Raw genomic sequence first — 24,426 nt, 5'->3', positions numbered from 1 at the left:
GTCACGGGCGGCACTGCCCCCAGTTGGCCGCCCCGGGCCAGGCATCTGCGCGACGGGCCAGCGGCTGACCGAGGCGCGCCGCCGGGTCACGGCCCGGGGCACTCATACGACGACCAGCTCGACGGATGCCACAGGGTTGCAGCCGTAGCCCTGGGCATTCCACGGCGCCAGGGACGGCTGGACGTGGCCGAACTCGTCGGTCGCCCGGGACTGCAGCCGGTACCGGCCGGGCCGCCGGGGCGTCCACAGGGAGGACCATCCCCTCCAGGCGTACGCCCCGGCCGGCGCCCCGAGCAGGGCGTCCTGCCAGCCGCCGTCGACAGATCCCTCGTCGTCCTCGTACACGGCTCGCACCTGGACCCGCCGCACCGGCACCCCGCCGCCGGACCAGGCAAGGCCCCGCACGGGGGTCTCATGGCCCCGGCGTACGGCCGAGTCGGGCTCGGGCGAGGTGATCAGCGATTTGACCCGCAGGTTCGTCACGGGTCCCTCGGGGATGCCTCTGGACGCCACGTAGCGGTACTCCTCGGCCTGGAAGAACCCGGTGAAAGGCTCCGTGACGGCTTGCGCTCCGACCAGCCACTTCACATCGGCGACCGCGAACCGGCCGGGGACCACCAGCCGCACGGGCGCCCCGTGCTCGGGCGCCAGCGGCTCGCCGTTCATGTGCGTGGCGAGGAGCGTGTCCGGGTGCAGGGCCGCAGCGAGCGGAAGGCTGCGCTCGAAGGCCACCCGCCGGCCGTGCACGGTTCCGGAGTCGGCTCCGGCGAAGACGACTTCCACGGCCGCCCGCCCGATACCCGCCCTGGTGGCGAGCGACAGGAACGGCACGCCCGCGAAATGTGCGCAGCCGACGGCCCGTTGGCCCCACGGCAGACCGGGCGGGCGCGGTGTCATCAGGCTGCGGCCATTGCCCGCGCATTCCAGTACGACGTCGAGCTCGCGGCGCGGCATCGCGAGGAGCTCGTCATAGCCGACGTCGAAGGGGGCGGCCACGGCGCCGCCCAGCCGCAGCCGCCACTGCCCGGGAGCCGTGCGCGGCACGCCGAAGTGATCACGTACGAAGAAGGCACCCACAGGTGTGACCGGCTCGGCCAGCGCGGCCGAGGGCGTCTGCGCGTTGTACGGGTCGGCCGTCACCGTCTCGGGTGCCCAGGCCGTGGCACCCGGCCCTTGGGGAATCGCCGATGCGGTCATTGGCAGCACCTTCCGTCGGGCTCATGGGATGCGCGACGAGGTTGTTCCAGTATTACGTCCGGGTGGGGCCCCGCTCGTGCGCTCACCTCCACACGTGCGGGGCCATGAGGCCGGGTGTGCGTCGCGTGGCTCGTCGTAGTACCCCGAAATATGCTGGCGAAGGTATGGAAAGTACTGGATGAGGGAGATGTGCGCCATGGCCAAACGAGGCAATAAGCGACGCGCCCGCAAGAAGAAGAAGGCCAACCACGGCAAGCGCCCCAACGCCTGAACGGACAGTCGGCGGCCCGGGACACCGGGCATGGCGCCCGGGCAGCCGGAAGTGACCTGGGACCACTCCCGGCACGGCGGTCACGCGGTCGGAACGTCGTCCATTCGCTCGCCCTCGGCCTGCGACGGCTCGGTCCTGGGCACGTCCGGGTGGATCTCCATGGCGCTGCGCTCGCCCGGTTCGTCGCGCTCGCCCTCGGCCTGCGACGGGGTGTGCGAATACAGCCAGTTGTCGTAATCCGAGGCTCCGGATTTCATGACGGGCCTCCTTCATGGTTCACCCCCATCCTCCTCCTTTGCCGGGCATTGCGGCGAGGCCAGGGGTGACGGTGACAGGCAATGAAGAAGAGCCTGGCCCAAGGACTGGGTCAGGCTCCTGACGTCTGGCCTGTTCCGGCCGCGGGGTGTCAGACCTTGAGGACGGTGACGCGCGCTCCGCACAGTGCGACGAGGTCCTCCGGGTCGGAGGTGAGCACCGTGGCCGGTTCGGGGGCGGCGAGGGCGGTGGCGCTGAGCATGGCGTCGATGGCGTGTTTGTGGCCGTGCAGTCCGGCGTCGGCGAGGAGGGCGGCGGCGGCCACGTATGCGGACAGTCCGGAGGGACCGCTGCGTGCGCGGGCGGCTTCGGCAATGTCCCGCGGCATGGTGATCGAGTCCGGTCGCTCATCGCTCGTATCACTCGTCCGGCGCGCCTCCAAATGCGCATGACACGCATGGTGCTCAGAATTGACCGACGATGTGTTGTGTCTCCTTCAGAGGAGTAAAAGACCATGCCGACATATGTCTCATTGCTGAACTGGACTGATCAGGGGGTCCGGGGCTACAAGGACACCCAGCAGCGCTCCGAGGCCTTCTCCGCAGCGGCACAGAAGCTGGGGATGAAGGTCCTGAACCTCTACTGGACCGTAGGTCCGTACGACATCGTGGCGGTCGTAGAGGCCCCCGACGACGAGACCGCCACCGCGGTGCTCCTGCAGGTCTCCGGCCTGGGCAACGTCCGCAGCACCACCATGCGGGCCTTCGGCCAGGAGGAGATGGGCCGCATCATCGCCAAGGCCTCGGGCTGAGGCCCTCCAGTCCTGCGGAACGGCTCAGCGGGCCGACTCCCCGGCCCGCTCCTACACTCCGACCATGGCTCTAGTAGTGCTTCGTTAGGTTGGTTTGATCGGGTGGCGTGTGGTGGTGCATGCTGCTGGTCGTGGATCTTGGGGAGATCGAGGAACTGCGGGAGAACCTTGGCGAGTTCGTTGCCGAGGCGTTCGCGTCGTTGAAGCGAAAGGATCAGCGCGGGTGGGGGGACTGTTACTTGCGTGGGCTGATGCTGGACGGGCGGCGCAAGTCGATCCAGCCGATGGCCGAGCGGCTGCCGGACGGCAACATGCAGGCGTTGCAGCAGTTCGTCAGCCAGTCGACGTGGGACCACGTTCCGGTGCTGCGGTCCGTTGCGACGAAGGTGGCCTCGGAGATCTCTCCGGAGGCGTGGGTGATCGACGACACCTCCTTCCCCAAGGCGGGAGACCAGTCGGCGGGGGCGGCCCGCCAGTGGTGCGGGGCTTTGGGCAAGAAGTCGCTGTGCCAGGTGGGAGTGAGCCTGCACGCGGTCACCGACGCCGCCTCCGTGCCGCTGAACTGGCGGCTGTTCCTGCCCGCCGAGTGGGCTGATCCGGCCGATGGGCGTCGCGCGAAGGCAGGGGTGCCCGCGGAGGTTGGGCACCGGGAGAAGTGGCGTCTGGCCCTGGACGCGATTGATGAGGCGCTCGGGTGGGGGCTGCCCGGCCGGGTCGTGGTGGCTGATGCCGGATACGGCCAGATGCATGCCTTCCGTGCCGGGCTGGCCGATCGCGGCCTGGACTACGCCGTGGCGGTTCGCGGTGACATCAGCGCTCACCCCGGGCAGGCCGTGCCCATCGCGCCGGAACGAGAAGGGCGGATGGGCGCCCCACGGCTGCCCCGTTACCGCGAGCCGGCCCGCTCCCTGAAAGACCTGGTCACGACCGCCGGGCGGCGTCGGCTGCGGCGTTGCACCTGGCGCCAGGGCAGCAGAGGCGCGATGACCAGCCGGTTCATCGTGCTGGAGGTCCGCCCGGCCGGTGTCGCGGCGACGAAGGCAGCGCGGGAGGAAGCCGGTGGCCGTGCCGGGTGGGACGGCGTTCTGCCCGCCGAGACCCTGATCGCCGAATGGCCGCCGCACCAGGATGAGCCCACTGACTACTGGCTGACCAGCCTCCCCGCCGACACCGCGCTGCGACACCTGGTCCGCATGGCGAAGATCCGCTGGCGGATCGAACACGACTACCGCGAACTCAAGCACGGGCTGGGCCTGGACCACTTCGAAGGCCGCACCTGGCGCGGCTGGCACCACCACGTCACCCTCGTCACCGCCGCCCACGCCTTCCTCACCCTCCGGCGCCTGGACCCAAAAGCCCAAGCGCCGGCCTGACCTTCTACCAAGTCCTCCAGACCCTGCAGGACCTCCTGCTGCGCTGGACCGGCGCATGCCCCACCTGCCACCGAGACTTACCGACCCCGGCCCAGACAGACGGTCACCCACCAGGCGCAACCTAACGAAGCACTACTAGGGATGTCCTGGGAAGTCTCACCGATCGCCTCGGCGGGCCAGGAAGTGGAAGGCGTCGAAGGCGCCGTGAGGGCACTCGACGATTCGGTGCAGCGGATTCAGGAACGAGCAACGACCCCCACGCAGGCCGCTGCCTTGGGCAAATCAGCCCGAGTCATCCGCGAGCAGATCCTCAGTGACGGTCGCGCGGCAGTAGAACGGGGAGAGCGCGATCGGCGCCCAGCAACGACAAAGAGCCGGACCCAGTGGGACTGGGTCCGGCTCTTGAAGTCTGGCACTTCCGCAGGTCAGCGGGATGATCACGCTGGTCCGGATGAAGTGCCCCCGGCAGGATTCGAACCTGCGCACACGGCTCCGGAGGCCGTTGCTCTATCCCCTGAGCTACGGGGGCGTTCCGCCGTGTTTCGGCGGCGACGGGTAGAACCCTACCAGCTCCCACACGGTCCCCGTGAACAGGTATTTCCACCCTCCCCGAGCCGTCCCGCGCGGCGAGCTGCGACCCGCGTCGCGCCGCGCGCACGGGGTGGAAGTGGGCAAAACCCGGACGCAGCCCTGCCCATCGACCTACTCTCGAGTTGTGTCAGGCGCGTCCGGCCGCGTGCTCGTTGTCGACGACAACCGGGTCATCCGGCAGTTGATCAGGGTCAATCTCGAGCTGGAGGGCTTCGAGGTCGTGACCGCGGCCGATGGTGCCGAGTGCCTGGAGGTCGTTCATCGCGTCTGTCCCGATGTCGTGACCCTCGATGTGGTCATGCCCCGTCTCGACGGGCTGCGGACCGCCGCGCGGCTGCGGGATGATCCGCGGACCAGGCATCTGCCCGTCGCGATCATCAGCGCGTGCACGCAGTACGAGGTGGAGAGCGGCCTGCGCCCGGGTGTCGATGCCTTTCTCGCCAAGCCCTTCGAGCCTTCCGAGCTGGTCCGGCTCGTACGGCAGTTGATGCACCAGGAGGGCCCGCCGTCCGTCGACGGCAGGCATGGTGCCGGGCGGGCGGGGAGCGCACGGGGCTGACCGCATCGCGAAACCGGTTCGCAAAGGGCCCCCCTCCCTCCCATACGCTTGTCCCGTGACCCCCGCCGAGCTCTCTCGTACCGTGCTGCACGCCGTGCGCCGCGCGGTGGAGGACGGTGTGCTGCATGCGCCCGTGCCCGAGAGCGTCAGCGTCGAGCGGCCCCGGCCCGGGGGATGCGGGGACTACGCCACCAATGTCGCCCTGCGGCTCGCCGGCCCGGCCCGGCAGCAACCACGCGCCATTGCCGAGGAGCTTCGGCGGCGGATCGCCCACAGCCCCGGGATCGCCCGCATCGAGATCACCGGGCCGGGGTTCCTGAACTTCACCCTCGACGCAGGCGTCCAGCAAGCCCTCGTGCGTCAGGTGCTGGAGCAGGGTCTCACCTACGGGCACGGGGACTGGGCCGTCGGCCTCTCCGTACGGTTCCAGCCCGCCGACGAGCTCCGCGCCCGTATATGGGCCGAGACCGTTCTGGAGCTCCTGCGCACCCAAGGCGCCGACAGCGCTCAGGGCGCCGACGTCACACACGGCGACCCCGAAGCCCTGCATGTCGTGCCCGCGCCCGCCCAGGACCTCGCCCTGCGGCTCGGTCCCGATGCCGCCCGTTGGGGTCTGCTCTCGGCCGCCGCTCACGACCGGCCGCAGACGGGTCCCGACCTCCTCGTACAGCACGAGCGCAATCCGCTCTTCCGGGTCCGCTACGCCCACTCCCGTACGAAGGCCCTCACCAGGAATGCCGAAGAGCTCGGGTTCGACAGCCATCCGCAGCAGCACGTCGACGCCCCCGCCCTCACCACCGCCATCGGCGACTACCCCGCCGTCCTCGCCTCCGCCGCCCGGCTGCGCGCGCCCGATCGGCTCGCCCGGCATCTGGAGTGCACCGCCGACGCCTTCCTCGCCTTCCAGCACACTGTCCTGCCCCTCGGTGACGAGATCGACGAGATCGACGAGATCGACGACGAGAAACCCATGGCCGCCCACCGTTCCCGGCTCGCGCTCGCCGAAGCCGCCGGGACGGTGCTTGCCGGTGGCCTGTCCCTGCTCGGCATCAGCGCCCCTGACTACCTGTGAGAGAAGAATGAGCCGTTCCGCACATCCCGCCGGGCCTCGCCACGCAGACGTCCTGCCCGAAGGGCACTACACCGCCCCGCCCACCGACCTCAATGTCCTCGACGAGAAGGTCTGGGCCCGCACGGTCGGCCGGAACGCCGACGGCGTCGTCACCGTCGGCGGCATCGAAGTCACGCGGCTCGCCGAGGAGTTCGGCACTCCCGCCTATATCCTCGACGAGGCCGACTTCCGCGCCCGCTGCCGTGCCTGGGCCGACGCCTTCGGCAAGGACGCCGACGTGTTCTACGCGGGCAAGGCCTTCCTGTCACGCGCCGTCGTGCGGTGGCTGAAGGAGGAGGGGCTCAACCTGGACGTGTGTTCCGGGGGCGAGCTCACCACCGCCCTCGACGCCGGCATGCCTGCCGACCGCATCGCCTTCCACGGCAACAACAAGTCCCAGGAAGAGATCGAGCGAGCCGTCGAGGCGGGCGTCGGGCGCATCGTCGTCGACTCCTTCCAGGAGATCGTCCGCGTCGCCCACACCGCCCAGCGGCTCGGTACGCGCCAGCGCGTCCAGATCCGGGTGACCGTGGGAGTGGAGGCGCACACGCACGAATTCATCGCCACCGCGCACGAGGACCAGAAGTTCGGCATCCCGCTCGCGGGCGGGCAGGCCGCCGAGGCCGTACGCCGCGCCCTTAGGCTCGACGGCATCGACCTCATCGGCATCCACTCCCACATCGGCTCGCAGATCTTCGACACCTCCGGTTTCGAGGTGGCCGCCCACCGCGTCGTCGGTCTCCTCGCCGAGATCCGCGACGAGCACGGCGTCGAGCTGCCCGAGATCGACCTCGGCGGCGGTCTCGGTATCGCGTACACCTCTGACGACGACCCCCGCGAGCCGCACGACATCGCCAAGGCGCTCAACGAGATCGTCACTCGTGAGTGTGAGGCCGCCCGGCTGCGTACGCCGCGGATCTCCGTCGAGCCGGGCCGCGCGATCGTCGGGCCGACCGCCTTCACCCTGTACGAGGTCGGCACCATCAAGCCGCTCGAGGGCCTGCGTACCTACGTCAGCGTCGACGGCGGTATGTCCGACAACATCCGCACCGCGCTGTACGACGCCGAGTACAGCGTCGCCCTGGTCTCGCGGACGTCCACCGCCGGGCCGATGCTCGCCCGTGTCGTCGGCAAGCACTGCGAGAGCGGCGACATCGTGGTCAAGGACGCGTTCCTGCCCGCCGACCTGGCGCCGGGCGATCTGATCGCCGTGCCCGCGACCGGTGCGTACTGCCGCTCCATGGCCAGCAACTACAACCACGCGCTGCGCCCGCCCGTCGTCGCCGTCAAGGACGGCGAGGCGCGGGTGGTCGTCCGCCGTGAGACGGAGGAAGATCTCCTGCGTCTTGACGTCGGATAGCTGAGATAGATGTCTCGCATGCCGGACGGAGGATAGAAACTTCCGTCCGGTGAGTGAGACTGGTCCACACCGTAGAAGTATTGAGAAGCGAGGTCGGATGATGCGTACGCGTCCGCTGAAGGTGGCGCTGCTGGGCTGTGGAGTGGTCGGCTCAGAGGTGGCGCGCATCATGACGACGCACGCCGAAGACCTCGCGGCCCGCATCGGCGCCCCGGTCGAGCTCGCCGGTGTCGCTGTCCGCCGCCCCTCCAAGGTGCGGGAAGGCATCGACCCGGATCTCATCACCACGGACGCGACCGCACTCGTCAAACGCGGCGACATCGACGTCGTCATCGAGGTCATCGGCGGCATCGAGCCCGCCCGCACCCTCATCACCAGCGCCTTCGAGCACGGCGCTTCCGTCGTCTCCGCCAACAAGGCGCTGCTGGCCGAGGACGGCGCGACGCTCTACGCCGCCGCCGAGGAGCACGCCAAGGATCTCTACTTCGAGGCCGCGGTCGCCGGGGCGATTCCGCTGATCAGGCCGCTGCGCGAGTCCTTGGCCGGAGACAAGGTCAACCGTGTGCTCGGCATCGTCAACGGCACGACGAACTTCATCCTGGACAAGATGGACACCTCCGGGGCGGGGTACTCCGAGGCCCTGGACGAGGCCACCGCGCTCGGATACGCCGAAGCCGACCCGACCGCCGACGTCGAGGGCTTCGACGCCGCCGCCAAGGCGGCCATCCTCGCCGGGATCGCCTTCCACACGCGCGTACGCCTCGACGACGTCTACCGCGAGGGCCTGACCGAGGTCACGGCCGCCGACATCGCCTCCGCCAAGCGCATGGGCTGCACGGTCAAGCTCCTCGCCATCTGCGAGCGCGCCGCCGACGGCCAGTCCGTCACAGCCCGCGTGCACCCCGCGATGATCCCGCTCAGCCACCCGCTCGCCTCGGTCCGCGAGGCGTACAACGCCGTCTTCGTCGAGGCCGAGGCCGCCGGGCAGCTGATGTTCTACGGTCCCGGCGCGGGCGGCTCGCCCACCGCGTCCGCGGTACTCGGCGACCTGGTCGCCGTATGCCGCAACAGGCTCGCCGAATCCACCGGACCGGGCGAGTCCGCGTACACCCAGCTGCCCGTGAGCCCCATGGGCGACGTGGTGACGCGGTACCACATCAGTCTCGACGTGGCCGACAAGCCGGGCGTGCTCGCCCAGGTCGCTACGGTCTTCGCCGAGCACGGCGTGTCCATCGACACGGTCCGCCAGCAGGGCAAGGACGGCGAGGCCTCTCTCGTCGTCGTCACCCACCGCGCGCCCGACGCCGCCCTTTCCGGGACCGTCGAGGCGCTGCGCAAGCTCGACACCGTGCGCGGTGTCGCCAGCATCATGCGTGTTGAAGGGGAGTAAGGGACCCATGACGACCAACGGCACCCACCAGTGGCGCGGCATCATCCAGGAGTACCGGGACCGCCTCCCGGTGACGGACACGACGCCGGTCGTCACGCTCGGCGAGGGTGGTACGCCGCTCGTCCCGGCGCAGGTCCTCTCCGAGCGCACGGGCTGCGAGGTGCACCTCAAGGTCGAGGGCGCCAACCCCACCGGGTCCTTCAAGGACCGCGGCATGACCATGGCCATCACCAAGGCCAAGGAGGAGGGCGCGCAGGCGGTCATCTGCGCCTCCACCGGCAACACGTCCGCATCGGCGGCCGCCTATGCCGTACGGGCGGGAATGGTCTGTGCGGTCCTCGTGCCGCAGGGCAAGATCGCGCTGGGCAAGATGGGCCAGGCGCTGGTGTACGGCTCGCGCATCCTCCAGGTCGACGGAAACTTCGACGACTGCCTGAACCTCGCCCGCGGTCTGTCCGACAACTACCCGGTGGCGCTGGTCAATTCGGTCAATCCGTTCCGTATCGAGGGCCAGAAGACCGCCTCGTTCGAAATCGTCGACGCGCTCGGTGACGCCCCCGACATCCATGTGCTGCCCGTCGGCAACGCCGGCAACATCACGGCGTACTGGAAGGGGTACAAGGAGTACGCCGCGGACAGGATGTCCACGCACACTCCCCGGATGTGGGGCTTCCAGGCCTCCGGCTCGGCCCCGATCGTGCGTGGCGAAGTGGTCAAGGACCCCTCGACGATCGCTACGGCGATCCGGATCGGCAACCCCGCCTCGTGGCAGCAGGCGCTCGCCGCGCGCGAGGAGTCGGGCGGCTTCATCGACGAGGTGACGGATCGTGAGATCCTGCGTGCCTACCGGCTGTTGGCCTCGCAGGAGGGTGTCTTCGTCGAGCCCGCCTCCGCCGCGTCCGTCGCCGGTCTGCTGAAGGCCGCCGAGCAGGGCAAGGTCGACCCTGGCCAGAAAATCGTCTGCACCGTCACCGGCAACGGTCTCAAGGACCCCGACTGGGCCGTCGCCGGAGCGCCCCAGCCGGTCACCGTGCCGGTCGACGCGGCCGCGGCCGCCGAGCGGCTCGGGCTGGCGTAAACCCGCACATCGTGGGGATGGCGTAAACCCGCCGTCCCCGAACGTGCCGAAAGCCCAGGGAAAAGCAAGGCAAGCCGGACATCGGCGTACGTAGGGGCACAGGAGGGCGGCGACACGCATCGTGCGCCTCCTGTGCGCCCTATGTCGCCACTGAACCTTCCTTCGATACGCTGTATCGAACCCGCCCCGCCGCATATGCCGCGGTGTTGTTGCCATTGAGGCCCACGGGTGTTCGTATCTCTTGTTCGCAGGTCTCGAAAAAATCTCGTAGTCAGAACCAAGGAGTGTCATCGAGCGATGGCCGGTCCAGCGTTCCGCGCCGCCGCCGTCCGAGTGCGCGTGCCCGCCACCAGCGCCAATCTCGGCCCGGGCTTCGATGCCCTCGGCCTGTCCCTGGGGCTTTACGACGACGTCGTCGTCCGGGTCGCGGACTTTGGTCTGCACATCGACATCGCGGGCGAGGGCGCATCGACGCTGCCCCGCGATGAGAGTCATCTGCTCGTACGGTCCCTGCGTACGGCCTTCGACCTGCTCGGCGGGCAGCCGCGCGGCCTCGAGGTCGTCTGCGCCAACCGCATCCCGCACGGGCGCGGACTGGGCTCGTCCTCGGCGGCCATCTGCGCCGGCATCGTCGCCGCCCGCGCGGTGACCATAGGGGGCGACGCCAAGCTCGACGACGCGGCACTGCTCGAACTGGCCACCGAGATCGAGGGTCACCCCGACAATGTCGCCGCGTGTCTGCTCGGCGGATTCACGCTCGCCTGGACCGAGGGGGGAGCGGCGCGCGCCATCAGGATGGACCCGTCCGATTCCGTCGTTCCGGTGGTTTTCGTGCCCGGAAAGCCGGTGCTGACCGAGACGGCACGCGGGCTGCTCCCGCGCTCCGTCCCCCATGTGGACGCCGCCGCCAACGCGGGCCGGGCCGCCCTGCTCGTAGAGGCGCTGACCAGGCGTCCCGAGCTGCTGCTGCCCGCCACGGAGGACCGGCTCCACCAGGAATACCGGGCACCGGCGATGCCGCAGAGCATCGACCTTGTCAACCGACTGCGGGCCGACGGCGTCCCAGCAGTCATCTCCGGCGCGGGCCCCACGGTGCTCGCGCTGACCGAGGACGGTGTGGCCGACAAGGTCGCACGGCTGGCGGGCGAGGGATGGGCGGCCAATCGGCTCACCTTCGACGTCGCGGGAGCGAGTGTGCTGCCGCTTGCCCCGCAGTGACACGAGATTGCCCGTGAGGGAGAGGGGGAATGTTTGTTGGAGCCGGTAGTGTTAACCTCAAGTCTGCACCCGACGTCTTTGTGGCGCGGAGCTTAGTGTCCTCATTAAAGGGACCAACATTCTTCCGGGAGCCTCCCCAACTGCCTGAGCAGCCTGCCTGAGCAGTTTCGAGCACGCTCCGGAACCGGCACGACCACCCCTCGCTTTTCCAGGAGTGGGCCGAGCAGGGGGACCTCGGGCCGGGCCTTGCACCGAATCTCTTTCCGCCGTTCCATCCGGCGGGACCACCGCCCCGGCATCGGTCAGCGATACGCAACCGCTGTCGGACAGCACAACCGGTCGCCGAGCCAGAAGGCCGACGTCCGCTCCAGGGAAGGACCCTTCGTGAGCGACACCACCGATCTGATGGGCGTGACTGCCGACAACAACGTCGACACCACCGCGCCCGCCGCAGGTGCTGCCTCTGGCACCACCTCACGGCGCCGCCGCTCCGGCACCGGCCTTGAGGGCATGGTCCTGGCCGAGCTGCAGCAGGTCGCGTCCGGCCTCGGCATCAGGGGCACCGCGCGGATGCGCAAGAGCCAGCTGATCGAGGTCATCAAGGAGGCGCAGGCCGGCTCCTCCGCGCCGAAGAGCGCCGAGGCGGCCACCGGCGACGCCGAGACCAAGCCGAAGCGCCGTGCCACCTCCAAGGCGCGCACGGGCGACGCCGCCGCCGCGGAGAAGGCCGAGAAGGCCGTCTCCCAGCAGCAGATCGACATTCCGGGCCAGCCGGCCAGCGACGACCAGCCGGCCGGGGAGCGCCGCCGTCGTCGGGCCACCGCGCAGGCGGGCAGCCCGGAGACCAAGGTCGAGGCCAAGGCCGAGACGGCTGTCGACGTCAAGGATGTACGGACCGAGGCGGAGCCCGAGGCCAAGGCCGAGGCAGCCACCGCCGTGTCCGCGCAGGAAGGCGCCGAGGGCCGCCGCGACCGCCAGCGCGGCGAGCGTGGTGAGCGCGGGGGCGAGCGCGGCCGTGACCGTCAGCGCGACCGCCGCGGCGGCAAGGGCGGCGACGAGCAGCAGGGCGGCCAGCGCCAGCAGCGCCCGGGCGGCCAGCAGGGCGGCCAGGGCGCAGGCCCGCGTGCCGAGGAGGACGACGACTTCGAGGGCGGCCGGCGCGGACGCCGTGGCCGCTACCGCGACCGTCGTGGCCGTCGTGGCCGTGACGACTTCGCGAGCGAGGTGCAGGTCAGCGAGGACGACGTCCTGATCCCCGTCGCGGGCATCCTGGACATCCTCGACAACTACGCGTTCATTCGTACGTCGGGCTACCTGCCCGGACCGAACGACGTGTACGTCTCGCTCGCCCAGGTCCGCAAGAACGGTCTGCGCAAGGGTGACCACGTCACCGGTGCGGTCCGTCAGCCCAAGGAAGGCGAGCGCCGCGAGAAGTTCAACGCGCTCGTCCGCCTCGACTCCGTCAACGGCATGGCGCCCGAATCCGGCCGTGGCCGCCCGGAGTTCCAGAAGCTGACGCCGCTCTACCCGCAGGACCGGCTGCGCCTGGAGTCCGACCCGGGCGTGCTCACGACCCGGATCATCGACCTCGTCGCACCGATCGGAAAGGGCCAGCGTGGCCTGATCGTGGCCCCGCCGAAGACCGGCAAGACCATGATCCTGCAGGCGATCGCCAACGCGATCACCGTCAACAGCCCCGAGTGCCACCTGATGGTCGTCCTGGTCGACGAGCGTCCGGAAGAGGTCACCGACATGCAGCGGTCGGTGAAGGGCGAGGTCATCTCCTCGACCTTCGACCGGCCGGCCGAGGACCACACCACCGTCGCCGAGCTGGCCATCGAGCGCGCCAAGCGCCTCGTCGAGCTGGGCCACGACGTGGTCGTCCTGCTGGACTCGATCACCCGCCTGGGCCGTGCGTACAACCTCGCGGCCCCCGCCTCCGGACGCATCCTGTCCGGTGGTGTCGACTCGACCGCGCTCTACCCGCCGAAGCGCTTCTTCGGTGCCGCGCGCAACATCGAGGACGGCGGATCTTTGACCATCCTCGCGACCGCTTTGGTGGACACAGGTTCACGCATGGACGAGGTGATCTTCGAGGAGTTCAAGGGCACCGGCAACATGGAGCTCAAGCTCGACCGGAAGCTCTCGGACAAGCGCATCTTCCCGGCGGTGGACGTGGACGCGTCCAGCACCCGTAAGGAAGAGATCCTGCTCGGCAGCGACGAGCTCGCCATCACCTGGAAGCTGCGCCGCGTGCTGCACGCGCTCGACCAGCAGCAGGCGATCGAGCTGCTGCTCGACAAGATGAAGCAGACGAAGTCGAACGGCGAGTTCCTGCTGCAGATCCAGAAGACGACCCCGTCCGCCGGAAACGGCAGCGACTGACGTCGTCGTCCTTCGGTCACCAGGCCGCCCCGTCACCCAGGTGTCGGGGCGGTCTCGTTTTCTCCCTGGCCCCATCAGCTGCTGGTCAACGCTTAGTTGACGTGCGTATCATGCGCTGGTTACCCGGTGGGGGGGAATTTGCCGCAGCACCGAGAGAGGCCGGGGGGCCTCGGGACCGGGCTGCCCTGTTGTTCGTAAGCCCCACCACACCCGTTTGTCCTCCGGTGGGGCCGTGTGCGCTCTGCCGGTTCAACCCGAGGGGTTACCGCGTGCAGATACGCACCCGTGGTGGTCGACACAAGCGCCGTATGAGAATCGCGGTACCGGCCGCCGCCGCAGTCGTGGCGGCACTGGTCGGTACGGGCCTGGCCATGTCGGGCTCGCAGGCCGCCGAGACCGAGGGTCCCCAGCTGGGCTCCCGGCAGCAGGTCCACCAGCTGTCGCAGCAGGAACTGCGCAGCCGCACGATCGAGGCGATGAAGGCCGACAAGGCCAGCAAGCGCACTCTCGTGCAGGAGCCCTCCTCCTCGTCGACGTCCGAGACGACGTCGGCGCCGAGCGCCCGCATCATCGGTGGTCAGACGACGACCATCTCGGCGGCGCCGTGGATGGCTCAGCTCCACTTCGCGGACAGCATGGGCAACGGCTACTTCTGCGGCGGCGTCGTCGTCGCCCCGACGAAGGTCGCCACCGCCGCGCACTGCGTCAAGGGCATCAAGTGGTACGAGACCGGCACGGTCATCACCGGCACCGACCAGCTGCCCACCCAGCTGTCCGACGGCAGCTGGGACTTCCACGGCGGTGTCCTGCGGGGCGCCTACCGCCAGTGGAACCACCCGGCGTACAGCGCGGCCACCATCGACAACGACGTGGCCGTGCTCACGCTGACCGCGCCGGTCTCCGTGAAGCCGCTGCCGATCATGCAGAACACGGACACCGCGCTGTACACGCCGGGCACGGACGCCAAGGTGTACGGCTGGGGCCGCACCAGCTCCACCGAGCCCAACAGCGCCTCGCAGACGCTGAAGGTCGCCGACGCGGACATCAACTCCAACTCCGCCTGCCAGACCGCCTACGGCTCGTCCTACATCGTCGGCCACATGATCTGCGCCGGAGCCGCGCCGACCGGAGACGACAGCACCACCGAGACCACCTGCAACGGTGACTCCGGCGGCCCGCTGGTGGCCGGCGGCAAGCTCGTCGGCCTGGTCTCCTGGGGTGACCAGAACTGCTCGGCCACCGGCAAGTACGGCGTCTACGCCAAGGTCAGCACGTACTCGGCCCCGATCCGGGCCCGCGTCAACGATGCCAACTGGAGCAACGACCACACCGCCGACCTGCTGGCCCGTCGCGCATCCGACAGCACGCTGTTCGGCTGGAGCTCGAGGGTGACCTACCTCACCCGCCAGTACAACCACGGCTATTTCGGTGGCGTGACCCTGATGGTCCAGGCCGACCTCAACCGCGACGACTACCAGGACCTGCTCTACCGGGTATCGAACGGTGACGTGTACTGGGCTTACGACCCGGACCTGGCGCCGAAGCTCGTCGCCAAGGGCTGGGGCGCCCACAAGCAGATCCTGGTCCCCGGCGACCTGACCGGCGACGACCTGCCGGACATGATGGCCGTCAACTCCTCCGGCAACGCCTACCTCTACCCGGGCAAGGGCAACGGCGCCTTCGCCGCGCCGGTCCTGATCGGCTCCGGCTGGGGGCAGTACAACATGGTCCGCGGACACGGTGACTTCACCGGCGACGGCAGGGCCGACATCCTGGCCCGCGGCTCCGGGGGCTACACCTACCTCTACGCGGGCACCGGCAAGGCCACCGGCGCGTTCGCGGCCCGCCGTCTCGTCGGCACCTTCGGCAGCACCTACAACGCGCTGGTCACGACCGGCGACGTGAACAGCGACGGAAACGCCGACCTGTTCGTGCGTGACACCGCCGGCAAGCTGTGGCTCTACCCGGGCAACGGCAGGCCCACCGGTGGGATCTTCGCCACGCGCAAGGACTTCAGGACTGGCTGGCAGGCGTACAACCTCTTCGGCTAGAGCCCAGCGCACACGCCGATCGGTGCCCACCGCGCAGTGCGCGGTGGGCACCAGGCGTTTCTCAGGGCCTTCTCAGACCCCCGTGCAACCCTTCGTGGTGCTTCACCGTCTGAAACAGTGCCGACACCGCGCCTGAAACACCACGGCAGGGGGTAGCGGGATCAACGAGAGCCGAGGAGAGCATGGCCGACGAGAGCAGTAGTGGCAGCCGAATACGCAGCCGCGGCACACGCCGCAAACAGCCCACCGCGCGCCACCGGGCACTGACCGTCGCCGGGTGGTCCGTCGCCGGACTGGTGCTCGTCGGCGGGTCCGGCCTCGGCTACGTCTACTTCAAGCTCAACGGCAATCTCCAGGGCGTCGACATCAACTCCGCACTCGGCACCGACCGCCCCAAGAACATCGACAACGGCTCCATGGACATCCTGGTCCTGGGCTCCGACTCCCGCTCGGGTGCCAACGCCGAGTACGGCCGGGACGAAGGCGTAGCACGCTCCGACACCGCGATGGTCGTGCACGTCTACCAGGGCCACAAGAAGGCCGGCGTCGTGTCCGTCCCGCGGGACACGCTCGTCGACCGTCCCGCGTGCACGGACGGGAACGGCAAGCCCGCCGCCGGTGAGAAGCGGGCGATGTTCAACACCGCGTACGAGGTCGGTGGCCCTGCGTGTGCGGTCAAGACCGTCGAGAAGATGTCCGGCATCCGCATGGACCACTACATCGAGGTCGACTTCACCGGTTTCAAGAAGCTCATCGACAAGCTGGGCGGTGTGGAGATCACCACCACCAAGGCGATCGACGACTCCAAGAGCCATCTCGACCTCGAGCCCGGCACGCACAAGCTCAACGGGGAGCAGTCGCTCGGTCTCGTACGGACCCGCAAGAGCGTCGGCGACGGCAGCGACCTCGGCCGAATACAGCTGCAGCAGGCCTTCATGAAGGCGTTCATCGACCAGGTCAAGCATGTCGGCGTCTTCAGCAACCCGAAGAAGCTCTTCGACGTCGCCGACACCGCCACCAAGGCGATCACGCCCGACTCCGAGCTCGACTCGGTCAATGAGCTGATGGACCTGGCCCGGGGGCTCGGCGGCCTCGGAGCCAAGGACGTCCACATGATCACGATGCCGGTGGAGTACGACCCCGCCGACCCCAACCGTGTGGTGCCGATCAAGGCCGCGGCCCAGCAGGTGTGGACGGCGATCAAGCAGGACAAGCCGATTCCTGCCTCCGCGGTCAAGGACTCGGCGGGCGACAAGGGCGACGCGGGCACCCTCGTCAGGAACCGGTAGCCCGGCCGCTCCCGGGGGTCACCTCCTGGCGGAATAGCGGCGGCCGCACCCCGGTTTTGGGAGATACGGCCGGTCCTGGCAGACTGGTACGTCGGCCCCGGTTCACGTACGAGCAATCCGCGCGTGCGACCCGGTGCCCTCCCGAAACTAGGAGACACCTTGAAGCGCGACATCCACCCCGAGTACGTCGAGACCCAGGTCAGCTGTACCTGTGGCGCGTCGTTCACCACTCGCAGCACCATCGGCAGCGGCAACATCCGTGCCGAGGTCTGCTCCGAGTGCCACCCGTTCTACACGGGCAAGCAGAAGATCCTCGACACCGGTGGCCGTGTGGCCCGCTTCGAGGCCCGCTTCGGCAAGGCTGCCGGCTCCGCCAAGAAGTAGCGAGCCACTGCGCCGGCCCTCGGCCGCCCCTGACCGGGGTGGCCGAGGCCGGCGCTTTGTCCGTTCTGAGCAGCCCCCTTCGCGTACGAAAGACCAGGAGCCACCGATGTTCGAGGCGGTCGAGGAACTGATCGGCGAGCACGCCGATCTTGAGAAGAAGCTCGCCGATCCCTCGGTCCACGCGGACCAGGCGAACGCGCGCAAGCTGGGCAAGCGCTACGCCGAGCTGACCCCCATCGTGGGCACGTACCGCTCCTGGAAGCAGACCGGGGACGACATCGACACGGCGCGTGAACTCGCCGCCGACGACCCGGACTTCGCCGCCGAGGTCAAGGTGCTCGAGAAGCAGCGCGAGGAACTCACCGAGAAGCTGCGGCTGCTGCTCGTACCGCGCGACCCCAGCGACGACAAGGACGTCATCCTCGAGGTCAAGGCGGGCGCGGGCGGCGACGAGTCGGCCCTGTTCGCCGGTGATCTGCTGCGGATGTATCTGCGCTACGCCGAGCGCGTCGGCTGGAAGACCGAGATCATCGACGCGACCGAGTCCGAGCTGGGCGGCTACAAGGACGTCCAGGTCGCGGTGAAGACCAAGGGCGGCAACGGCGCGACCGAGCCCGGGCAGGGCGTCTGGGCCCGGCTGAAGTACGAGGGCGGGGTGCACCGCGTGCAGCGAGTGCCCTCGACCGAGTCCCAGGGCCGTATCCACACCTCGGCGGCCGGTGTGCTCGTCACGCCGGAGGCGGAGGAGATCGACGTCGAGATCCACGCCAATGATCTCCGTATCGATGTGTACCGCTCCTCCGGGCCGGGCGGCCAGTCCGTCAACACCACCGACTCCGCGGTGCGCATCACGCACCTGCCCACCGGTGTCGTCGCTTCCTGCCAGAACGAGAAGAGCCAGCTCCAGAACAAGGAGCAGGCCATGCGTATCCTGCGTTCGCGGCTCCTTGCCGCGGCCCAGGAGGCGGCCGAGCAGGAGGCGTCGGACGTCCGACGCAGCCAGGTCCGCACAGTTGACCGCTCCGAGAAGATCCGTACGTACAACTTCCCGGAAAACCGCATCTCGGACCACCGGGTCGGCTTCAAGGCGTACAACTTGGACCAGGTGCTCGACGGGGATCTCGACGCGGTGATCCAGGCATGCGTCGACGCCGACTCCGCCGCCAAGCTCGCCGCCGCCCAGTAAGCCCAGCATCCAGCAGACAGCACCAGCCCGGAGGACCAGCGTGCAGCAACATTTTGGGGGGCGACCCCCAAGCCCCCGAAGTCTGCTGCTTGCCGAGGTGGCCCAGGCCACCCAGCGACTGGCCGACGCCGGCGTGCCCTCACCGCGCTTTGACGCGGAGGAGCTCGCCGCCTTTGTGCACGGCGTCAAGCGGGGAGAACTGCACAACGTCGCGGACGGTGACTTCGACGCCCGCTACTGGGAGGCCGTCGCCCGCCGCGAGGCCCGCGAGCCGCTCCAGCACATCACCGGCCGCGCCTTCTTCCGCTACCTGGAACTGCAGGTCGGCCCCGGCGTCTTCGTGCCGCGCCCGGAGACCGAGTCGGTCGTCGGCTGGGCCATAGACGCCGTACGGGCCATGGACGTCGTCGAGCCGCTCATCGTCGATCTGTGTACGGGCTCGGGCGCCATCGCGCTGGCGATGGCGCAGGAAGTGCCGCGCTCGCGGGTGCACGGAGTGGAACTCTCCGAGGACGCGCTGAGGTGGACCCGCAAGAACGCCGAGGGCACGCGCGTCACCATCCACCAGGGCGACGCGCGAAGTGCCCTGCCGGAGCTGGACGGGCAGGTCGACCTGGTCATCTCCAATCCGCCGTACATCCCGCTCACGGAGTGGGAGTATGTCGCCCCCGAGGCGCGCGACCACGACCCGGACATGGCCCTGTTCTCCGGCGAGGACGGCCTCGACACGATTCGCGGCATCGAGCGCACCGCGCACCGGCTGCTGCGTCCCGGCGGCCTCGTCGTCGTCGAGCACGCGGACACGCAGGGCGGCCAAGTGCCGTGGATCTTCAGTGAAGAGGCCGGCTGGGCGGACGCCGCCGACCACCCTGATCTGAACAAGCGGCCGCGCTTCGCGACCGCGCGCAAGGCAACGCCATGACGAAGCACGTGACCACGCATGTGTACGAGGAGGCCCGCTGATGGCTCGGCGATACGACTGCAATGACGCGACCGATCGCATCACCGGTCTGCGTGAAGCCGCATCCGCCGTCCGCCGCGGTGAGCTGGTCGTGCTGCCCACCGACACCGTCTACGGGATCGGTGCGGACGCCTTCAGCTCCGAGGCCGTCGCCGACCTGCTGGGGGCCAAGGGGCGCGGCCGCAACATGCCCACCCCTGTCCTCATCGGCTCGCCGAACACCCTGCACGGCCTCGTCACCGACTTCTCCGAGCAGGCCTGGGAGCTCGTCGACGCGTTCTGGCCGGGCGCGCTGACCCTCGTCGCCAAGCACCAGCCCTCGCTCCAGTGGGACCTCGGCGACACCCGCGGCACCGTCGCGATCCGTATGCCGCTGCATCCCGTCGCCATCGAACTGCTCACCGAGGTCGGCCCGATGGCCGTCTCCAGCGCCAACCTGACGGGGCACCCGGCGCCGGAGGACTGCGACGCCGCGCAGGACATGCTCGGCGACTCGGTCTCGGTGTACCTGGACGGCGGCCCGACCCCCGGCATCGTTCCGTCCTCCATCGTCGATGTCACGGGCAAGTACCCCGTGCTGCTGCGTGAGGGGGCGCTCTCGCCGGACGAGCTGCGCAAAGTCGTACCCGACCTCGAGGTGGCCAGTTGACCGCCCCTGAGGGGCGTGGCATAGCGGAATCGTTCAGCACCAACTCCACTTTCCGCATCCTCCACGTCAGCACCGGCAACGTCTGCCGCTCGCCGATCACCGAGCGGCTGACCCGCCATGCCCTGAGCGACCGCCTCGGCGACCCGCTCACGGGCGGCCTGATCGTGGAGAGCGCGGGCACCTGGGGCCACGAGGGCGCCCCGATGGAGGCCAACGCCGAGATCGTCCTCGCCGACTTCGGCGCGGACGCGACGGGGTTCGTGGGCCGTGAGCTGCTCGACGAGCATGTGATCCGCGCGGACCTGGTGCTCACGGCCACCAGGGACCACCGGGCGCAGGTGATCTCGATGGGCCACTCGGCGGGCCTTCGCACCTTCACGCTCAAGGAGTTCACGCGCCTTGTGCGCGCGATAGACCCGACAACGCTGCCGGACCCGCGCGAGGGTGTCGTGGAGCGCGCCCGTGCCCTGGTCAGGGCGGCGGCGGCGCTGCGCGGCTGGCTGCTGGCGCCCAGCCCGGACGCGGACGAGGTGTACGACCCCTACGGTGCGCCGATCACCTTCTTCCGGTCGATCGGGGACGAGATCCAGCAGGCACTGGATCCGGTGGTGACGGCGCTGACGGGGGTACAGGCGCGCCGCTGAGTCCGCGCCGGCGTCATGCCGGGCGCGGCGGCGGGGCCCGGCCTACATTGGAGGGGCCGCCACACCACGCGAGGCCCGGAGCCCAAGATGTCGGTCACCGCTGCACCAGACGCCGCCCACATCACCCACTACGGCGCGGACTTCGAAGCCCTGCGCCGCCAGGATCCCCAGATCGCCGAGGTGATCCTCGGGGAACTGGGCCGGCAAAGCGACAGCCTTCAGCTCATCGCCGCGGAGAACTTCACCTCGCCCGCGGTGCTCGCCGCCCTCGGCTCCCCGCTCGCCAACAAGTACGCCGAGGGCTATCCCGGCGCCCGCCACCACGGCGGCTGTGAACTCGTCGACGCCGCCGAACGGATCGCCGTCGAGCGCGCCATGACCCTGTTCGGCGCCCAGCACGCCAATGTGCAGTCGCACTCCGGCTCGTCCGCCGTCCTCGCCGCATACGCGGCGCTGCTCAAGCCCGGCGACACGGTCCTGGCCATGGGCCTCTCGTACGGCGGCCATCTCACGCACGGCTCGCCCGCCAACTTCTCCGGACGCTGGTTCGACTTCGTCGGATACGGCATCGACGCCGACACCGGGCTCATCGACTACGGGCAGGTCCTCACCCTGGCCCGGCAGCACAAGCCCAAGGCCCTCGTCTGCGGTTCGATCTCGTATCCCCGGCACCCCGACTACGCCGTCTTCCGCGAGATCGCCGACGAGGTGGGTGCGTATCTGATCGCCGACGCCGCCCATCCCATGGGCCTCATCGCGGGCGGCGTGGCCCCCAGCCCCGTCCCCTACGCCGATGTGGTGTGCGCCACCACCCACAAGGTGCTGCGCGGGCCGCGCGGCGGAATGATCCTGTGCGGGGCCGAGCTGGCCGAGCGCATCGACCGGGCGGTGTTCCCCTTCACCCAGGGCGGCGCCCAGATGCACACGATCGCCGCCAAGGCCGTCGCCTTCGGCGAGGCGTCGACTCCCGCGTTCAGCGCGTACACCCGTCAGGTGGTGGCCAACGCGCGGGTGCTCGCCGACGGGCTCGCAGCAGAGGGCCTCGCGGTACTGACCGGAGGCACCGACACCCATCTGATCAGCGCGGATCCGGCCCCGCTGGGGGTCGACGGCAGGACGGCCCGCGGCCGTCTGGGCGCGGCCGGACTGGTGCTGGACACCTGCGCACTGCCGTACGGCGACGGACGCGGCATCCGCCTGGGCACCGCCGCCGTCACCACGCAGGGCATGGGCGAGTCAGAGATGGCCCGTATCGCCGCACTGTTCACCGCAGCGCTGCGTGAAGAGGGAGAAGGGGCGAGAGAGGTCCGCGCGGAAGTACGCGAACTGGCCGGTAGATTTCCGCCTTATCAGGGGTAGTCGCGAGCCGTGCAACCGTCGCCGCCGCCCGTATGTCCTCAAGCATGTGGATACCAGAGCTAGGGTGTGGGGCTGAGATGGCCAGCGATTCCTGTGGGGCAGCCCGTGCGTGATTACCTGCTGACGCTCTGTGTCACGGCTGCGGTGACGTATCTGCTGACCGGTCCGGTGCGGAAGTTCGCCATCGCGTCCGGCGCGATGCCGCAGATCCGTGCCCGTGACGTACACCGGGAGCCGACACCGCGACTCGGCGGTATCGCCATGTTCTTCGGTCTGTGCGCCGGTCTGCTGGTCGCCGACCATCTGCAGAACCTGAACAGCGTCTTCGAGCTGTCCAACGAACCGCGTGCGCTGCTCTCCGGTGCGGCGCTGATCTGGATCATCGGCGTTCTGGACGACAAGTTCGAGATCGACGCCCTGATCAAGCTCGGCAGCCAGATGATCGCCGCGGGTGTGATGGTGATCCAGGGTCTGACGATCCTGTGGATCCCCGTGCCCGGCGTCGGTGTCGTCGCGCTGACCTCCTGGCAGGGCACACTGCTCACCGTCGCCCTCGTCGTGATCACCATCAACGCGGTGAACTTCGTGGACGGCCTCGACGGTCTCGCCGCGGGCATGGTCTGCCTCGCCGCCGCGGCCTTCTTCCTGTATGCGTACCGGATCTGGTTCAGCTACGGCATCGAGGCCGCCGCCCCCGCGACCCTGTTCACCGCGATCCTGATGGGCATGTGCCTGGGCTTCCTGCCGCACAACATGCACCCCGCGCGGATCTTCATGGGCGACTCGGGCTCGATGCTGATCGGCCTGGTGCTCGCCGCGGCCGCGATCTCGGTGACCGGGCAGGTGGACCCCGACGCCTTGAAGATCTTCGAGGGCAGCACCCGCCAGGCCACACACGCGGCACTGCCGGTCTTCATCCCGCTGCTGCTGCCGCTGACCATCATCGCGATCCCGGTCGCCGACCTGCTGCTCGCGATCGTGCGGCGTACATGGAACGGGCAGTCGCCCTTCACCGCGGACCGTGGCCATCTTCACCACCGGCTCCTGGAGATCGGACATTCGCACAGCCGCGCAGTCCTGATCATGTACTTCTGGTCGGCGCTGATCGCCTTCGGCGTGGTCGCGTACTCCGTGCACTCGGCGTCGATGTGGATCGTGCTGCTCATCGTCGCGCTCAGCGCGGTGGGGCTGGTGCTCCTCCTGCTGCCGCGCTTCACCCCGCGCGCACCCCGCTGGGCGGAGGCCTTTGTGCCGCCGCGCTACCGGCGTCGCCCGGTGCGGCCCGAGCCGGTCACGGTGCCCGGGCTCGCGGACGAGGGGGAGGCTCCTCCGGCGGAGCCCGAGGAGATCAAGCCCGCCGCGGTGGGCGTCAACGGTGTCAACGGAGCGACTGCCATCGGCCCCCGTTCGCGCCTTCCGGACCGGAGGAGGGCCGGGACGCGCGGCTGACGAGTCACTACATGGGCGCCCAATACCAGACATAACGGTGCCCTGTCTTGCACACACGCGCGGGGTCACTCTCATGTGTGATGGTCGGCACACCCCTAGGTAAAGACCTCATCAAATAGTTTGTGATACCGTTCACGAAACCCGGCGACAGAGCCGAAGGGCCGTAGTGCGACGGCCTCTTGGCGCGAGGTTCACTCTCGCTCCGGGCCTACGCTCGTCCATGACGACACTCATGCCCCCACCACCAGCGGAGCTGCCGCCATGCGGTCCAATGACGCCCGAACACTCCTTCAAGCTGCCCTGCCCACCGCCGGCGCCGGCGTTCTCGCCGCCGTGATCAGCGGTGTGGTGGCGGGCGGCAAGGGAGCGGTGGGCGCCGTTGTCGCGACGGTGATTGTGATCCTCTTCATGGGGATCGGACTTGTGGTCCTCGAACGGACAGCCAAGTCTCTTCCGCACCTGTTCCAGGCCATGGGTCTGATGCTCTATGCGGCGCAGATTCTGCTGATGTTCATCTTTGTCGCCGCATTCAAGAACACCACGCTGTTCAATCCCAAGGCCTTCGCGATCACGTTGGTCGCGACGACTCTCGTATGGATCGCCGCGCAGACCCGTGCGCACATGAAGGCCAAGCTGCTTTACGTCGAACCCGAGTCCTCGAGGAGCGATAAGCCCGAGAACAAGGGGTCGTCGTCGTGAGGGGTAGGGCCGGTATAAGTGCGCGTTCGCGATCCTGCTATCGTCCGGTGCCAACTGCGGCACTGCGGGCGCGGGCATCTGAGCTGACGCCTGCTCATTCGCGAGGCTCGATGCCTGCCAGCCGCCCCCACATCCGTAACACCAGTCCAGTGCCGA

At 69.2% G+C, this 24,426-nt stretch carries 22 protein-coding genes, 1 tRNA gene and 1 pseudogene; 20 read left to right on the top strand and 4 right to left on the bottom strand.

The genetic code is table 11. From position 1 onward, the window contains the following. Nucleotides 1–102: 102 nt before the first annotated feature. Nucleotides 103–1,197: a sulfite oxidase gene (locus FBY35_RS11335; protein ID WP_142213676.1), complete on the bottom strand. Its 1,095-nt coding sequence runs from the start codon at nt 1,195–1,197 to the stop codon at nt 103–105. Between the two features lie 196 nt (nt 1,198–1,393). Here FBY35_RS11335 and FBY35_RS38010 point away from each other — a divergent pair, with 196 nt between their 5' ends. Then, entirely contained in the window at nt 1,394–1,468 is a 75-nt protein-coding gene (locus tag FBY35_RS38010; RefSeq protein ID WP_100661309.1) for a 50S ribosomal protein bL37, read from the top strand. Between the two features lie 80 nt (nt 1,469–1,548). On the opposite strand, the gene FBY35_RS36415 is transcribed toward FBY35_RS38010, so the two are convergent. Both FBY35_RS36415 and FBY35_RS11325 read right to left on the bottom strand, forming a co-directional pair. Continuing rightward, the gene (locus FBY35_RS36415) at nt 1,549–1,725 is read right to left on the bottom strand and encodes a hypothetical protein (protein ID WP_186356913.1); all 177 of its coding nucleotides are present in this window, start codon (nt 1,723–1,725) and stop codon (nt 1,549–1,551) included. 149 nt (nt 1,726–1,874) lie between these two features. Next, nucleotides 1,875–2,042: pseudogene (locus tag FBY35_RS11325) on the bottom strand (DNA-binding protein); the annotation flags it as partial. A gap of 195 nt (nt 2,043–2,237) precedes the next feature. On the opposite strand from FBY35_RS11325, the gene FBY35_RS11320 reads away from it, so the two are divergent. Both FBY35_RS11320 and FBY35_RS11315 read left to right on the top strand, forming a co-directional pair. Then, the gene (locus tag FBY35_RS11320) at nt 2,238–2,534 is read left to right on the top strand and encodes a GYD domain-containing protein (RefSeq protein ID WP_142213675.1); all 297 of its coding nucleotides are present in this window, start codon (nt 2,238–2,240) and stop codon (nt 2,532–2,534) included. 131 nt (nt 2,535–2,665) lie between these two features. Next, nucleotides 2,666–3,907: an IS701 family transposase gene (locus FBY35_RS11315; RefSeq protein ID WP_399208371.1), complete on the top strand. Its 1,242-nt coding sequence runs from the start codon at nt 2,666–2,668 to the stop codon at nt 3,905–3,907. Between the two features lie 457 nt (nt 3,908–4,364). Here FBY35_RS11315 and FBY35_RS11305 read toward each other — a convergent pair. Beyond that, nucleotides 4,365–4,436: transfer RNA gene (locus FBY35_RS11305), tRNA-Arg, on the bottom strand. A 186-nt stretch (nt 4,437–4,622) separates the two neighbouring features. On the opposite strand from FBY35_RS11305, the gene FBY35_RS11300 reads away from it, so the two are divergent. From FBY35_RS11300 to FBY35_RS11220, 17 genes are all read left to right on the top strand, one after another. Further along, nucleotides 4,623–5,057 (top strand): response regulator, encoded by a 435-nt coding sequence (locus FBY35_RS11300; protein WP_260848581.1) that lies wholly within the window; start codon nt 4,623–4,625, stop codon nt 5,055–5,057. 55 nt (nt 5,058–5,112) lie between these two features. Next, nucleotides 5,113–6,129 (top strand): ArgS-related anticodon-binding protein NrtL, encoded by a 1,017-nt coding sequence (gene nrtL / locus FBY35_RS11295; protein ID WP_142213673.1) that lies wholly within the window; start codon nt 5,113–5,115, stop codon nt 6,127–6,129. Between the two features lie 7 nt (nt 6,130–6,136). Continuing rightward, a complete protein-coding gene (gene lysA, locus FBY35_RS11290) occupies nt 6,137–7,528 on the top strand; it encodes a diaminopimelate decarboxylase (protein WP_142213672.1) in 1,392 nt (463 codons plus the stop codon). Between the two features lie 100 nt (nt 7,529–7,628). Continuing rightward, entirely contained in the window at nt 7,629–8,918 is a 1,290-nt protein-coding gene (locus tag FBY35_RS11285; protein ID WP_142215009.1) for a homoserine dehydrogenase, read from the top strand. A 7-nt stretch (nt 8,919–8,925) separates the two neighbouring features. Further along, on the top strand, nt 8,926–9,996 hold the full coding sequence (thrC, locus tag FBY35_RS11280; RefSeq protein ID WP_142213671.1) for a threonine synthase: 1,071 nt from the start codon (nt 8,926–8,928) through the stop codon (nt 9,994–9,996). Between the two features lie 297 nt (nt 9,997–10,293). Further along, complete coding sequence (gene thrB, locus FBY35_RS11275; RefSeq protein ID WP_142213670.1) at nt 10,294–11,214, top strand: homoserine kinase; 921 nt, start codon at nt 10,294–10,296, stop codon at nt 11,212–11,214. A 384-nt stretch (nt 11,215–11,598) separates the two neighbouring features. Continuing rightward, a complete protein-coding gene (gene rho, locus FBY35_RS11270; RefSeq protein ID WP_186356912.1) occupies nt 11,599–13,599 on the top strand; it encodes a transcription termination factor Rho in 2,001 nt (666 codons plus the stop codon). A gap of 308 nt (nt 13,600–13,907) precedes the next feature. Next, nucleotides 13,908–15,650 (top strand): trypsin-like serine protease, encoded by a 1,743-nt coding sequence (locus FBY35_RS11265; RefSeq protein ID WP_142213669.1) that lies wholly within the window; start codon nt 13,908–13,910, stop codon nt 15,648–15,650. A gap of 182 nt (nt 15,651–15,832) precedes the next feature. Next, nucleotides 15,833–16,939 carry an LCP family protein gene (locus FBY35_RS11260; RefSeq protein WP_142213668.1) on the top strand — a complete coding sequence of 369 codons (1,107 nt, stop codon included), beginning with the start codon at nt 15,833–15,835 and terminating at the stop codon, nt 16,937–16,939. Nucleotides 16,940–17,098: 159 nt separating this feature from the next. Next, complete coding sequence (rpmE, locus tag FBY35_RS11255; RefSeq protein WP_142213667.1) at nt 17,099–17,323, top strand: 50S ribosomal protein L31; 225 nt, start codon at nt 17,099–17,101, stop codon at nt 17,321–17,323. A 106-nt stretch (nt 17,324–17,429) separates the two neighbouring features. Next, a complete protein-coding gene (gene prfA / locus FBY35_RS11250; protein ID WP_142213666.1) occupies nt 17,430–18,509 on the top strand; it encodes a peptide chain release factor 1 in 1,080 nt (359 codons plus the stop codon). A 40-nt stretch (nt 18,510–18,549) separates the two neighbouring features. Further along, entirely contained in the window at nt 18,550–19,431 is an 882-nt protein-coding gene (gene prmC, locus FBY35_RS11245) for a peptide chain release factor N(5)-glutamine methyltransferase (protein WP_186356911.1), read from the top strand. Between the two features lie 40 nt (nt 19,432–19,471). Continuing rightward, on the top strand, nt 19,472–20,119 hold the full coding sequence (locus FBY35_RS11240; protein WP_142213664.1) for an L-threonylcarbamoyladenylate synthase: 648 nt from the start codon (nt 19,472–19,474) through the stop codon (nt 20,117–20,119). Continuing rightward, nucleotides 20,116–20,763, top strand: coding sequence for a protein-tyrosine-phosphatase (locus FBY35_RS11235; RefSeq protein WP_142213663.1), 648 nt, complete (start codon nt 20,116–20,118; stop codon nt 20,761–20,763). The genes FBY35_RS11240 and FBY35_RS11235 overlap by 4 nt, the downstream gene beginning before the upstream one ends. An 87-nt stretch (nt 20,764–20,850) precedes the next feature. Further along, nucleotides 20,851–22,122: a serine hydroxymethyltransferase gene (glyA, locus tag FBY35_RS11230; RefSeq protein WP_142213662.1), complete on the top strand. Its 1,272-nt coding sequence runs from the start codon at nt 20,851–20,853 to the stop codon at nt 22,120–22,122. 105 nt (nt 22,123–22,227) lie between these two features. Then, on the top strand, nt 22,228–23,571 hold the full coding sequence (locus tag FBY35_RS11225; protein WP_142213661.1) for an MraY family glycosyltransferase: 1,344 nt from the start codon (nt 22,228–22,230) through the stop codon (nt 23,569–23,571). Between the two features lie 261 nt (nt 23,572–23,832). Further along, nucleotides 23,833–24,270 carry a hypothetical protein gene (locus FBY35_RS11220; RefSeq protein ID WP_142213660.1) on the top strand — a complete coding sequence of 146 codons (438 nt, stop codon included), beginning with the start codon at nt 23,833–23,835 and terminating at the stop codon, nt 24,268–24,270. The last annotated feature ends 156 nt before the right edge of the window (nt 24,271–24,426 follow it).

The organism is Streptomyces sp. SLBN-118 (genome assembly GCF_006715635.1).
In the GTDB taxonomy this organism is placed as follows: domain Bacteria; phylum Actinomycetota; class Actinomycetes; order Streptomycetales; family Streptomycetaceae; genus Streptomyces.
Note: the sequence above shows the minus strand (reverse complement) of the source record. Positions and strands in the feature narration are given on the sequence as shown.